This is a genomic window from Bacillus sp. EU63 (assembly GCF_038592915.1).
GTDB classification, from domain to species: Bacteria; Bacillota; Bacilli; order Bacillales; family Bacillaceae; genus Bacillus; species Bacillus velezensis.
In genome coordinates, this window is record NZ_CP151944.1 from 1,457,037 (window position 1) to 1,472,801 (window position 15,765).

Sequence of the window (15,765 nt, forward strand, 5' to 3'; positions counted from 1 at the left end):
GCAGTGCCATTTGTAAAGGGGATGAAGATTTTTATGAAAGAAGCCCGTCATATTAGAAAAAAAGTACTTTCTGACATAGAAAGCGGCATCATTTCTTTGGAAGAAGGAGTAAAGCGGATACAGCAGCTTGGTTCTCATTCCGCAGGGGGTAACGGACAGGCGATATATTATCAGACGGTCTGGCAGCGGACAGATCTCAGCATTCATGTAAAAGGCGGCCGGCGTGAGGGCAGCCTTTTATTATTTGATAAAAATGAAATTGTGAGAAATGAACTTGCTGCATTGCATGATACAAGGGTTATTTTGGTTAAGCCGGGGAAAGAGTTTCGAAAAACCGGGGACGGTGTATTTGAAATCGACCCCCGCTCTGAAAGAGATTACATAAACCTGTTAGGATGGCTTATAGAAGAAGAGAAGTCAGATATACGGGAAGCGGTGCATTTATGGTCAGACATGCCGTTTGAAAAGACTGAGAGAGCGATTCGTGAACAATGCGACAGCGGAGTCTATTCTTTGTTTTTACTGCAACAGGCGCTCTTCAAAAATAACTGCCGCAAACCGATCAAGCTGTTATACGGATATTTTTCGCATCTTTCCGGAGAACAGCCTCTTTACGCGGCGGCAAGCGGATTTTTGCGGACATTGCAGCTGGAAAATCCGTTAATCTCAGCAAAAAGCATTGAATTGGAGCAGTCAATAGCAGCCGTTCACGCGGCTGATATCATACGCAATGAGCTGAGTGATTTCCAGCCTTCAGATGTAGAGATCCGTTATAAAGACATGCAGCGTTATGTTAAACAGCTCAAAACGTATGAACCCGAAAAAAATTCCGGAAGCGGAGATGTGCCGCTGAGAGAAAATGGAGTATATATTATCGCAGGAGGCGCGGGCGGATTAGGATTTACCTTTGCAGAATATTTGGCTTTTCAAACAAAATGCTGCCTTGTTTTAACGGGGAGATCTCCGCTTTCAGATCATATAAGAAAACAGCTGAGACGATTAGAGGATGCCGGTTCTTCAGCTGTTTATGTTCAGGCTGATATTACCAATAAGGAAGAAGCCGAATATGTAGTCAAAAAAGCCAAAACTTCTTATGGAAAAGTAAACGGGGTCATTCAGGGCGCGGGAATCATCCGTGATTCTTTCCTTCTTAACAAGTCACGAGAGGAATTCGATCAGGTAATCAGACCGAAAGTATTGGGTACGATGTGGCTGAATGATGCTGTTGAGAAAGAAAATCCTGACTTTTTCATTTGCTTCTCCTCTACTTCCGCAGTGTTGGGAAATGTCGGGCAATCTGATTACGCGTTCGGAAACAGTTATATGGATCATTTCATGAATATGCGTTCTGCCCAGGATTCTGATACGATTTCTCTCTCTCTGAACTGGCCGCTGTGGAAAGAAGTCGGCATGCAAGTGGATGAGCGCACGGTAGAGACAATGAAAAAGGCGGGTTTTTATCCTTTAGAAAAAGAGGAAGGTAAAGAAGCGTTTGCAGTCGCATTGTCCTCCGGTTTTTCGCAATTTACTGTATTTTACGGAGATGAGCAAATTGACAATCATGTTCAGCAATTATATGAACGAAAAGACAATATTCAGGCAGATGAAGGAACAGGGAGAAATATCGAATCATTTGATTCAGAGAAACTGACAGCTGAAACATCTGATTTTATTATAAAAATGATTGCTGCAGAATTCAGGATGCCTGCGGACAAAATAGATGCAGAAGAGGCATTGGAAAAATACGGACTTGATTCCGTTATGATTATCAATATGACGAATGAGCTTGAAAAACATTTCGGCGCGCTCTCAAAAACGCTGTTATTCGAATATCAGACTGCGGCAGAATTGTCACAGTATTTCGTTGAGGAGCACAGGGATACTCTTCTTCATAAACTCCGGTTAGGAGAAAACAGGAGCAGCACCCCATCTCAGAAGAAAAAAGACAATAAACAGACAGCCGAAGTTAACGGGAAACAGAAAATCCAGATGAAAAATCAGGTGCAGCAGCAGGAGAAGTATCATGACAATGATATCGCGATTATCGGTATCAGCGGACGTTACCCGATGGCAAATGATCTTGATACTCTGTGGGAAAACTTATTGAACGGTAAAGACTGTATAACTGAGATACCTAAGGATCGGTGGGATTCGGGGCTGCACTATCAGCCCGCAGCGGGCGATGAAGTGAAAAACCAAAGCAAATGGGGGGGATTTATTGACGATGTGTATCATTTTGATCCGTTGTTCTTTAATATTTCTCCTGCCGAAGCTGAATTAATTGATCCGCAGGAGAGACTGTTTTTAGAGACGGTTTGGCACACCATAGAAGATGCGGGGTACGCAAAGAAAACGCTTGAAAGAAAAAACGTCGGTGTTTTTGCAGGGGTTATGTACGGCCAATATCAGCTGTACAGCGTTGGTCACGAAGCGGCCGTTTCTTCCTCATATGCATCAATCGCCAACCGGGTATCCTACTTCTTTAATTTCAGCGGGCCAAGTATTGCTTTGGACACGATGTGTTCCTCATCATTAACGGCTGTTCATTTTGCCTGTGAAAGTTTAATCAGGAATGAATGTGAAATTGCAATTGCAGGAGGCGTCAATTTATCCATTCATCCTCATAAATATGAACTCCTGACTCAAGGCGGATTTTTATCCAGTGATGGCCGGTGCAGAAGCTTCGGTTCAGGAGGAGACGGCTATGTGCCGGGAGAAGGGACAGGTGCCGTGCTGCTGAAACCCGTAAAAAAGGCTATTGCCGACGGTGATCAGATTTATTCAGTTATTAAGGCAACAGCCATCAACCACGGTGCTAAGACGAATGGATATACCGTGCCGAATCCCAAAGCTCAAAGTGAGGTCATTACGAGAGCCTTAAAAAAAGGGTTTATTGATCCAAACAGCATCAGCTATATAGAAGCTCACGGAACAGGCACCGCGTTAGGAGATCCGATTGAAATCACCGGTCTGACCAAAGCATTTTCAGGTGCCGAACGCGATAAGAAGACATGCGCGATCGGGTCGATTAAATCAAATATCGGACATCTTGAGGCTGCTGCAGGCATAGCGGGCATTACGAAAGTTATTCTTCAAATGAAACATAAAACAATTGTTCCGTCACTGACTCATTCTGCTGAATTGAATGAAAATATACCGTTTCAAAAAACACCTTTTTATGTACCGGACAGTGCCGAAAAATGGGAGTCATCCGTTCCCAAGCGTGCCGGAATCAGTTCTTTCGGGGCAGGAGGAGCTAATGCCCATGTTATTTTAGAAGAATTTGCGGCTGAAGCTATCTCTCCTCTCGCGGCTGAAGAACCTGAACAGCTTTTATTTGTTTTTTCTGCAAAAAATGCCGACAGGCTGGCAGAATATGCAAAACGCGCAAAAGAACATATAGCAGCCAGAGATTATCCATTAGAAACACTTAGAAATACAGCATTTACTTTACAAACCGGCAGAGAAGAAATGCCGCACAGATTGGCTGTTATCGCCTCCACAAGAGATGAATTGCTTAAAGGACTGACAGACTATACCCTCGGAAACGCGATGGATCATATTTTTACAAGCGGCAAAGACACAACAGAAGCAAAAAGGATGAACAAAGCTGAGATTGAAGAAGCAGCCGCAAACAGGGATCTTGTGAAGATTGCTGAATACTGGGTTGCCGGAAACGGGGTAGATTGGCCGTCACTTTATAAAGGTGCCACTCTGAGACGGGTATCAGCACCCGGATATCCATTTGCCAAAGAGCTATGCAGAATAGATGCGCAAAATACGGGAAGCCGCCGGATGAACGGTAATAACGATCTGCATCCTTACATTTCATGCAATATATCTGATTTTAAAGCACAGAAGTTTCTTATCAATGTAAGCGATACCGATTTGTATATAAAAACAAAGTATCAAGACAAGGAAATGTTTCCGTTTCTCAGCCAGATTGAAATGGCGAGAGCTGCCGGAGCAATGGCTTCAGGGAATCCGATTATTAAATTAACAGAGCTCTCCTTTAGAGAACCGATGTTACAAAGCGGAAGCAATGAGCAGATCCGGATTGTATTAACCGCGGATAATCAGGGTGCATCGTATTCTATAGAAAAACAGAGCGACTCATCCATTTATTCCTCAGGGCGGCTCGAATTAGAAGGCGGGGCGTACGAGAACGGAAATATTCATCTTGAGCCGTTCCTGTCTCAGCGCGCAGACCGCATACCGTATGAAGCATTTTATCAGCGGCTTGCCGAATTCGGATACAGCTGCAGTGACAGTCTGAAAGCCGCAGAGCAATGTGTCAGCAGGAACGGACAGGTACTTTTAAAGATAAAAGCAAAGGCCGAGCCGAAAGGGTGCATAATCAAACCGGAAGTTATTGAGAGCGTATATCAAGCCGTCATATACCTTGCGGGGGAAAATGCCGGAGAGCTCCCGGAAAATATTAAAGAATGTACGATTTTTGATCATGAGACTGAACCCGTTTATGTATATGCAGAACAAACTGAAGAAAGCGATTCGGCTTATGATGTGTATGTATTAGACAATGCCGGCGGGATTTTGATGGAACTGAGCGGACTGGTTTTTGGCGGAAAGCCTAATAAAAATGTACGTTTTTATGAGCATAAGTGGGATCAAAAAAACCCTCTGATTGAAATGAAAGATAGGGAGCCAAAAACAATTCTGGTCTTTGCAAAAGATGAAGCATTGGCTGGAGCTCTGAAAAATCAATCAGACAGCCGTGTCATTCTCGTCACGCCGGATCAGCGGCAGACCGATCAAAATCTGCTGACATTCTGTGTAAACCCGGAAGTGACGTCAGATTATATTCGTTTATTCGAAGAATTGGAGAAAAAGGGGTTTTCTCCGGATGTCATCTTGCACACGGGAGAAACATTTTACGCGGGTGACCGCCTTCTCAGCGGCCTGGAAGCAATTTTTTATTTATTAAAAGCGCTGAGCGCCCGCAGTGACGCCTCTCTTTATCTTCATTCTCTGCTTCTTGTTCACTCTTTTAAAGAAGGCGTGAATGATCCGTATACGGGCGCTCTTGCAGGCTGTTTAAAAACGGCGAATATGTTGGTGCCATCCGCAGAGAATGTGAAGTCAATCGGTTTTTCAGAACGTATATCAATTGAAAAAATGGCTGAATTTTGTCTTAACGAAATGGTTTCAGGCGTGGAACGGCAGGCGGAAGAAGTTAAATATATAAATGACAAGAGGTATGTTAAGACATTAAAGGAGTATGTATTCAATCATACAGAGCACCCTCATCAGCTGAAACAGGAAGGGATTTACCTCATAACGGGCGGTTTGGGCGGTCTGGGCCTGATTTTCGCAAAATATTTAGCCTCTCAGTATCAAGCAAAATTAGTATTGACGGGAAGGTCACCGTTAACAGCTGATAAACGACATAACATTGACCGGCTGCAGGCGCTTGGAGGAGATGCGGTATATTATCAAGCTGATGCCGCAGATCAAAAGACGATGGGACGGGTCATAGAAGAAACGAAACGGACTTGGGGCTCCATTCAAGGCGTTATTCATTCAGCTGGTCATGCCGATGATCGGTTATTTACAGAGATGAATCTGGCTGATTTTTCAGAAGGCATGACTGCTAAAATTGAAGGAACGGTATGCTTAGATGAATTAACGAAAGATGAGCCGCTTGATTTCTTTATCGTATTTTCTTCTATTTCTGCGGTCTTCGGAGATTTTGGACAGGTTAATTATGCGTTGGGCAATTATTTTCAAGATCAATATATAAATTGGAGATCCGAACAGAGCCGCCGGCAAGAGAGACAAGGCAAGAGCATTTCGATTAACTGGCCGTTGTGGCGTAAAGGCGGAATGCATTTAAACAAAGAAGCTGAAGAAGCATATCTTTCCGCATCCGGGTTTGATTATTTGGAAACGGAAGAAGGGATAGCGGCTTTTGAGGCGATTTTGGCAAGTGACTGTCCGCAAATTTCGGTTGTTACCGGGGATGCCGAAACGACACCAGCAAAAAAAGATCTGCCGCATCAAAAAGTAAATACGCTTCCGGTTCGTCAAGAGGAAATTTCTTATACAGCACCGGCTTATACAGACAATGTCCTGGAAGAACTGAAGCAAATGGTATCGGAATTATTGAAAATTAACATTGAACAGCTGGATACGGCAGAGAATTTCGGCAATCTCGGCTTTGATTCTATCAGTTTGAAAACATTAGCTGTCCGGCTGAATAAAAAATACAAGCTTAAGCTGACACCTGCCGTTTTCTTTACTTACAGCCATATTAAGTCTCTTTCAGAATTTCTAAACAGTGAACTGCGTACTGTTGCAAAAGGGAATACAGATGCAGAAAAAAACATTTCTGAAAAAAGGAAAGTAGTGCACGCTGGGAAAACCGCCGGGAAAACCGTGAAGCCGCCGCGAAGTTTTCCGTTTGAAAAAAAGACAACAAGACAGGCTGACCATCATCCAGAGAAGCAGCCAGTTGCCATTATCGGGATGAGTTGTGTTTTTCCGGGATCAAAAAATGCAGATGAGTTCTGGATCAATTTAATCAATGAAAAAGATTTGATTCAGGAAATTCCCCCGGATCGCTGGGATTGGAAAAAATACGCCGAAGGCAAAGGAAGCAGCGAAGTACATTCGAAATGGGGCGGCTTTATCACAGATGCCGATAAATTCGATGAGGCGTTTTTCAATATTAATCCGCGGGAAGCAGAACTCATGGATCCTCAGCACAGAATTTATTTGCAGGAAACCTGGAAAGCGATAGAAGATGCGGGTTACAAAGCTTCAAAGCTGTCTGGCAAAAATATCGGGGTGTTTACGGGCATTCAATTTAATGATTACCGCCAGCTGCTGATGAGGCATTCGGACGGGGCGCACGCGTTTGCGGGAACCGGAAACAGCCAGGCGCTCATCAGCAATCGTGTATCCCACTATTTTAATTTCAGAGGTCCGAGTGAGTCCATTGATACAGCCTGCTCAAGCAGTCTTGCAGCAATCCACAGAGCTGTGCGCTCGATTCAAAATGGCGAAAGTGAGCTGGCGGTAGCAGGCGGGGTTTCGCTGCTCTTAGATCCAGTCACACATATGTATACTGATAAACTCGGTATTTTGTCTAGGGACGGCCGGTGTAAGACGTTTGATAAACTTGCCGACGGTTATGTCCGCGGTGAAGGTGCAGCTGTTCTGTTATTGAAACCATTGCAGGCGGCAATGAATGACAGAGACAATATTTACGGAGTCCTGAGAGGAACCGGAGAAAATCACGGAGGAAGATCTGCTTCATTGACCGCTCCGAACCCGGAAGCTCAGGCTGAACTGTTAACGTCTGTTTACAAAAATGCCGGTATTCCTGTTGATACGATATCTTATATTGAAGCACACGGAACCGGGACAGAACTGGGAGATCCGATTGAGATTGAAGGCTTGAAAAAAGCGTTTGGATCTTTTGAGCCGCATCCAGGAAAGAATCATGACCAATATTGCGGCATCGGTTCAGTAAAAACGAATATCGGTCATTTAGAGCCCGCCTCTGGAATGCCGGGGCTGATTAAAGTATTACTATCCATGAAGTATAAAACATTGCCTGCCACACTTCATGTCAAGGAGCTGAACCCTTACATTCAATTAAGCGGAACACCGTTTCATATTGTCAATAAAACGATGAAGTGGGCCAGATTAAAAGATCGAAAAGGAAATGAAATTCCGCGCCGTGCCGGAGTCAGTTCCTTCGGATTCGGCGGGGCAAATGCTCATGTCCTTGTGGAAGAATTTGAATACGGACAAGATAAAGCAGTAACTGCCGAGCGGGAACAAATCATTGTTCTATCGGCCAAAACAAAGGAAAGGCTGATGGTTAAAGCCAAAGAGTTAACAACGTTTTTACATGAAGAACGATCAGTTCAATTCAGTCAGCAAGAGGTGCAGGAACGTGATTTACAAGAGGCGGTTCGGGAAGCGGCAGCGGGTATCCTGCGTTTAGATACCGCAGATATAGATGCAAAGACACCTCTTTCGGAATTCGGATTTGATCCGTTGGCTTATTCCGAATTAATCTCTTTTATAAACCAAATGTACGGCACAGAAATATCACTTGACATATTTCAGGAATTAAAGACACTGAGCGAGCTGTGCCGCTATATCAGCCGCATCCGGAATCGATCAGCTGATAAACCGCATAACGGCAATTTTAGAGAAAAGTCCGGATTCGGTCTTGAAGAAATAGCATATACGCTGCAAACCGGAAGGGAACCATTTGAATGCCGCCTTGCGATCACTTGCTCGAATACCGGAGATCTTCTTGAAAAATTAAACGGTTACATCCAGGGGAGCAGGCTGCAAGGTGTTTATGAAGGAAATGTAACGGATTTTGATAGTCTGTACGCTCCTTTATTCGGCGGCCCCGAAGGTCATGCATATGTTCAATCACTAATTCAGCAAAACAAGCCGGCCAAACTGGCTCAGTTGTGGACGATCGGTTGTGAAATCAGCTGGGAAGACTTGTATGAGGAGGAACTCAAACCGGTTAAACTGTCTCTTCCTCTTTATCCTTTCAGCAAGAACAGACATTGGATTCATTTAAATAAAGATGAAGCGCAGAAGGCTGAGGCTTTCTCGAACACTGAGCTTCACAACTCAAATAAAGATACAGCAGATGGAGAAATCATGTCGCTTCTTGAAAAAGCACAAACAGGTGAGATGAATACGAAAGAGACATCAGAGCTGATAGAGGAGTTGCTTTTCCATGAATGAAAAAACGATGCAAATTGAGCAAATCGTGAAAAAGGTGAAAGAACGCAGCCTGACGCCTGAAGAAGGGCTGGAATTCATTAAGAGCTTGGGGAAAACCCATCTATATGAAATGGTATGGGATAGACATGAATTTAAAGGCAGTGAAAAATTCCCGCATACGAAAGAGCCAATTTTATTTTTTTGCGAAGACGACAGCATGTATACCGTAATGAAGAGGCAGCTTGAAGGCTATGAGGCACCTTTCATTTACGTGACTTCCGGCGAGCGTTTCGAAGATTGCCGGAACGGTCGTTTTACAATGAACTTTGCAAAAGGTGAGGATTATGATGCGTTATGCGGGGTTCTGCGTTCTCAAAATATAAGACCCCGCCATATTATTCATTTTTTGGCTGCCGGGCTCTTCAAAAATACGGAAGATGCAATGAGAAAGCAGCTCAATAAAAGTCTGTTTTCCTTGTTTCACATGTTTCAGGCCTTAATGGCGAACAAACTTTGTCCGAAAGCAGAAATTTTGTACCTGTATGAAAATACCGAGGGCGAGGTTCAGCCGATTTATAACGCGGTTGAAAGTTTTCTTAAGACCGTACAGGCCGAAAATCCGAATTTCACATGTAAGGCTGCAGAGCTGAAATCAATGTTTGACGAGCCGTTTACAAAGCAGCATATTGCAGATGTCATCTCTTTTGAATGGAACAATCAATGTAAAACGGACCACTTTACCTGCTATGAGCCGAGGCATTATTATAAAAGGCAGCTTCAAAGAGTAAAAAAAGAAGATGGGGAGAAACAAAGTTTCAGTGTAAAAAAGAACGGTGTGTATTTAATTACGGGAGGAGCCGGCGGTCTCGGGTATCTGTTTGCTGAATATCTGGCGAAACAGGCAGAAGTCAAGCTGGTATTAACCGGGCGTTCCCGGGCCTCCCGTGAAACGGCGCAAAAATTGAGCGCTCTTGAAAATCTTGGCGCTGAAGCCTTATATGTCCCGGCAGATATTTCAAAGGAAAAAGAGACGGACGCTTTGATTAAGCACATTAAGCAGACATTCGGAGAATTAAACGGAATTTTGCACAGCGCCGGACTTGTTAAGGATGCATTTATCATAAAAAAAACGAAAGAAAGCATAGAAGAAGTTATAGCGCCTAAAGTATTCGGAACCGTTTGGCTGGATAAAGCAGCTGAAGAAGAGCCTCTTGATTTCTTCGTTATGTTTTCATCCCTTTCGGCCGTTCTGCCTAATGCGGGTCAAAGCGACTACGCCTTCGCTAACGGATGTATGGACGGATTCACCCAGTATCGAAGCATTAAAGGACGTCCCGGGAAAACACTTTCTATTAATTGGCCGTTATGGGATGCGGGCAATATGACAGTCGGGCCGGGAGAGCTGCAAGCTTTAAGACATGCAGGGCTGGAACTTTTATCCGCCCAAGCAGGGCTTGCCGCTTTTCAGGACAGTATGAGCCGCTCTGCTTCTCAGCTGGCTGTTATCAGCGGAGACAAAGATAGAATAAGTGAATTACTCTCAACTGACCATAAAAAGATAGAGACTGTGCCTGAAAACAACAGTAATCTGCCGCAATTAAATGAAAGGGATCTGAAAAAACAAACGGTTCGTCTTTTGACAGAGATTGTCGGTGCGGAAACGGGAAGACCGGCGGACAGTATTTTACCCGAGGATACGTTTGACCGTTACGGAATTGATTCTCTAACGATTTTAGGTCTTAACTCCCGTCTGGAAAAATATTTTGGAAGAGTGTCTAAGACTCTTTTCTTTGAATACAGCAGTGTTGAAGAGCTGTCAGAGTATTTTCTTGAACACTATCATCATGAGTTGAAGAAGGCGTTTTTACCGGCAGCCGAACAGCGAATTGATCATTCGGCGCCGGCGAAACGGGAGAAGCTTTCCATTTCCCGCATACCATCCGCACCTTCCGAGGAAGATATTGCAATTATCGGTATAGCCGGCCGCTACCCGATGGCGAAGGATGTGGAACAGTTTTGGGAAAATATTTGTTCCGGAAAAGATTGTATAACGGAAATACCGAAAGAGCGCTGGGATTTTCGGAAATATTATCACACAGGTGACAATGCCCGTCATGACAGCAAATGGGGAGGTTTTATAAAAGACGCTGATAAATTCGATCCGCTGTTCTTCTCAATTTCGCCCCGTGATGCCGAGTTAATTGATCCTCAGGAACGGTTATTTTTAGAGACAGCGTGGCACACGTTTGAAGATGCGGGTTACACAAAGAAAAAGTTGAAACGGCATAAGACAGGTGTATTTGTCGGCGTCACCTACAGCCACTATCAGTTATTTGCAGCCGGTGCTTCAGATGATGAGGAACGTCAGGCGCTCCTGTCTTCTTATTCGTCTATCGCAAACCGGGTGTCATATTTCTTTGACCTGCACGGACCCAGCCTTGCAATTGATACAATGTGTTCTTCTTCACTTTCTGCTGTTCATTTTGCATGTGAAAGTTTAAAAAGGGGAGAATCCACCCTCGCTATTGCCGGAGGAGTGAATTTATCCTTACACCCTGATAAATATACTTTGCTTTCACAAAATCATTTTGTTTCAAGCGATGGGCGCTGCAGAAGCTTTGGAGCGGGAGGAGACGGATATGTGCCGGGAGAAGGAGTCGGGGCCGTTCTTTTGAAATCGCTTTCTGCCGCAAAGGCTGACGGGGACAGGATTTACGGTGTGATTAAGGGAACATCTGTAAATCACGGCGGAAAAACAAACGGATACACTGTGCCAAATCCGGGCGAGCAGGCAAACGTCATCAGTGAAACTCTTGATAAGGCGGGGATTGATGCAGACAGCATAAGTTATATTGAAGCGCATGGCACCGGGACATCTTTGGGAGACCCGATTGAAATTTCAGGATTAACCAAAGCTTTGCACAGCTCGAAAAGCGATTATCGTTGTGCAATTGGTTCGGTTAAGTCAAATATCGGACACCTAGAGGCTGCGGCGGGAATTGCTTCTATTACAAAAGTGCTGATGCAAATGAAGTATAAACAGCTTGCTCCTTCCCTTCATTCCGATCACTTAAATCCTAATATTGATTTTGAGGAAACACCGTTTTACGTGCAGTCTGAACTGACCGATTGGGAGACGCCGCAAAATCAAGCCAGAAGGTCAGGCATCAGTTCTTTCGGCGCTGGAGGATCTAATGCCCACATTATCATCGAAGAGTATAAGAATGAAGAAAAGATGGAAACGGTACAGAGCAACAAGACGCAAATTATTCTGCTTTCTGCCAAAAATGAAGAACGGCTCAGACTCTTGATTGATGCATATATAAAAGAACTCGAGCCAAAAACGTCACTAGCTGATGCTGCGTACACCTCGCAGACCGGGAGAAACGCTATGGAAGAGCGGCTCGCTGTTGAGGTTAGCAGCATTGACGACCTTCGCAATAAGCTGACGATGTATTTGCGGTCAGATCATAAGTTAAACGGTTTATATAGGGGAAAGGCCCGCCGGGGCTCTGGTCAAAAGGATGCCATGTCAGCCGCTCACTTTAATAGTGCAAGAGAAATGGCCATTCACTGGGTGAACGGAGGAGATGTTCAATGGGAAGAGATGTACACTTCCGAATTGCCGAAGCTTATCTCTCTTCCTGCATATCCTTTTGAACGGAACAGATATTGGGTGCCTGCCGCAAAAGCAGCACAGAAACAGAAAAAAACAGGCGTACCGCAGAGTCTGCCCCATGCACCGACTGACTTATCATTTGATGTATTAAAAAAATCGTGGAAAAAACAAAAGGCTGCGCCTTCCGCTTTTACGAAAGGACAGGTGATGATCCTGGCTAATAGTGAAAGTGAGCGGCTTGCATTCGAATTGTTTGATTCAGACCCTATGATTGAATCCGCTGTCATTTGCGCAGATAACTGGGATCATTCGGATGGGGAAGCCAAAAAAACGGCTCTAGCAGTCATAGAAGAAAATCCGGAAATCATCGGCATGATTGACCTGTCAGATTTCCGGAGTGATCAAAACGGGGCACGCACCGGCACAATCGGGAAGCTGACACTGCTGCAGGAAATCATAAAGACACATAAACAGCTTTTCGTTTTACATGTGACCAGAGGGCTGCAGACATTTCTGAATGACAAGCCGTCGTTAGCCGGAGCCGAAACAGCCGGACTATATAAAATGCTGAGTGCGGAGTATCAAAAGATAAAATCAAAAACAATAGATGTAGACGGGCATGTCGGGACTGCGGCGGAATTGAGACAGATAATCACAGATGAAGCTTGCGCTGACGGGCTGTATAGTGAAATCTGCTACCGGAACGGTGAACGTTATATTCCATACGTCGAGAAATTACATGCAGCGGAAATAAACCGGAAACGATCCGGTCTGCCAGTATGCCGTACGGATCAAACCCTGGTTATTACAGGGGGAACAAGAGGGATCGGAGCAGAACTTGCCAGACATTATGCCGGCAAGGGAGTCAAAAAACTTGTGTTGATGGGAGTAACCGACCTTCCGGAATCTGATAAAATAGCCGGCATGTTAAAAGACACCGATGAAAAGTCACCTCTTTATTCGAAATTACAACTGCTGCATGAGTTGGATCAAAAGGGAGTTCAGGTGGAAGTGTATTCCGGGCCGCTCACGGAAAAAGAAAAATTACATCGCTTCTTTTCAGAGGTGCGAATGAAGTTCGGCAAAATCGGCGGGGTGATTCATTGCGCTGGTGCAGCCAATCATTCGAATCCGGCTTTTATCCATAAATCTGATCAAGAAATAAGAGAAGTATTTGAGCCAAAGGTTCAAGGGATGCAAGTACTTCATGACATTTTTATTGATGACGAACTTGATTTCTTCATTTTGTTTTCATCTGTTGCGAGCGCTTTTCCTTTATTAGGCGCCGGAACAAGTGACTATGCCGCGGCGAACGCTTTTATGGATTACTTTGCGGCGTATCAGCATGCAGCCGGCAGAACATATTATCAATCAATTAACTGGCCGAGTTGGAAGGACATTGGAATGGGCGAGGTGACAAGTCCATCATATCAGGCACTCGGTTTACTTTCACACTCAACAGAAACAGGTATTTCCATGCTGGATGAAATCATGACGATAAACGGATATCCATGCCTTATACCGGCAAAGACACATCAGGAGAAATTCAAGCTGCAGCAGCTGCTTCAGACAAGAATTCAAGCTGCTAAAAATAACCCGGATGCTGAGGAAAAAGTGATCTCTGGTCATGGAGACAATGAAGCTATGATCAGGAAGTTAATGGAGATTTTTTCCGCGGAGCTGAAAATACCTTACGGGAATTTGGATCAGGATACGTCTTTTGCGGATTACGGAGTTGATTCAATCTTACTGGTTCAGCTTGTCAAAAAAGCGGAAGATGCATTTCAAATAAAAATTGAACCTTCGGCTTTTCTGGAGTATCCGAGTTTTTCACAACTGGGCGCCTATTTGAACGAGTTATTTGCAAGTGAGGGGATCAGTCCTCAAATTAATTCAGAAAACATTGAGGGTCGGAAAAAAGAGCAACATATAAATCAAAATGCTTCCGAAGTACGGGACAGCGGATCTCAAATGCAACAAACCAGTCTGAACCAAATCGCTATTATCGGAATGGGCTGTGAGTTTCCGGATGCTCCGGACACAGAAACGTTCTGGAGAAATTTGAAGAAAGGACAAAATAGTGTCCGTGAAGTCCCGGCGTCGCGATGGGATATTTCTTCATACTACTCTGACACCTATGAAAAAGGAAAAAGTATCAGTAAGTGGGGCGGATTTCTTCAAGATATTGAGTCTTTCGATCCCGCGTTTTTTAATATGAACAAAAGTGAAGCATCAGAGCTTGATCCGTTAATCAAAAAATGCCTTGAGGTCAGCGTCCAGACATTGAGAGACGGCGGCTATACAAAAGAAGAAGTATCAAACAAAGAAGTCGGCGTTTTCATCGGTTCGCGGACCGGGACGTTTATGTCCAAAATAGGTTCACCTTCAAAAAATACGATCGTGGGTATAGGACAAAATTTCATAGGCGCGCATATCTCACATTTTTTTAATCTGAAAGGACCGAATCTGGTTGTAGACACGGCATGTTCTTCCTCATTGGTCAGCGTCCATCTCGCTTGTCAAAGCCTGATGTCAAAAGAGTCAGATATGGCGATTGCGGGCGGGGTTGACATTTTGCTGGATCAAAAGCCTTACGTCATGCTGAGTGAGGCTCGGGCGCTTTCACCTGAAGGAAAATGTCATACATTTGATGAAAAGGCAGATGGATTTGTACCGGGAGAAGGATGCGGCGCAGTCCTTTTGAAAAGACTTGATGACGCCCTTGCCGAAGGTGACAGAATTTACGCGGTAATTGACTCATCCGCGGTTAATAATGACGGACAGACAATGGGAATGACAACACCTAATCCGAAAGCGCAAAGCGCAGTGATAAAAAAAGCCCTGAAAAAAGGCGGAATTGATGCAGATACTCTCAGTTATGTCGAGACGCATGGCACCGGTACGATGATAGGAGATCCGATTGAATTAAAAGCGCTGACTGAAGTGTTCCGGGAGGTTACGGAAGAAACGCAATTTTGCGGAGTAGGCAGCGTAAAAACGAATTTCGGACATTTAATGAGCGCAGCGGGGATAGCGAGTATTATAAAGGTTGCCTTATCCATAAAAAATCAGATGCTCCCGCCGACATTACATTGTAAAACGCCAAATCCGCGTTTTAAATTTGATCAGTCGCCATTCTTTCCGAACACGTCTTTAAAAGAATGGCGTCCTAGAAAAGGGGTTTTGAGAGCCGGAATCAGTTCTTTTGGATTCGGGGGCACGAACGCACATATGATATTGAGCGACAGCCATCTCACATTAGGATATGGAGAGACAAAAAGACACCCGCTTTCTCCGGTTATATTCAATAAGGAACAATGCTGGATCGACAATGGAGAAACTCCAGAAAAGGAAGAGTCAGAATTGCTGATTCCTTTACTTGATTTCAAAGAATTATAAAGAAAAGAAAAGGAATGAGACAG

2 protein-coding genes are annotated in these 15,765 nt (G+C 44.3%); both read left to right on the forward strand.

Annotated features, from left to right (window positions below; translation table 11 throughout):
- The first annotated feature begins 33 nt into the window (after window positions 1–33).
- Window positions 34–8,745 (forward strand): type I polyketide synthase, encoded by an 8,712-nt coding sequence (locus tag NYE38_RS07500; protein ID WP_340802885.1) that lies wholly within the window; start codon window positions 34–36, stop codon window positions 8,743–8,745.
- On the forward strand, window positions 8,738–15,742 hold the full coding sequence (locus NYE38_RS07505) for an SDR family NAD(P)-dependent oxidoreductase (RefSeq protein WP_340802883.1): 7,005 nt from the start codon (window positions 8,738–8,740) through the stop codon (window positions 15,740–15,742). The genes NYE38_RS07500 and NYE38_RS07505 overlap by 8 nt, the downstream gene beginning before the upstream one ends.
- The last annotated feature ends 23 nt before the right edge of the window (window positions 15,743–15,765 follow it).

What these genes read in the sequence shown, in the direction of transcription:
- NYE38_RS07500 (WP_340802885.1), top strand. Translation starts at nt 34, where the DNA reads ATGAAAGAAGCCCGTCATATTAGAAAAAAAGTACTTTCTGACATAGAA.
- NYE38_RS07505 (WP_340802883.1), top strand. Translation starts at nt 8,738, where the DNA reads ATGAATGAAAAAACGATGCAAATTGAGCAAATCGTGAAAAAGGTGAAA.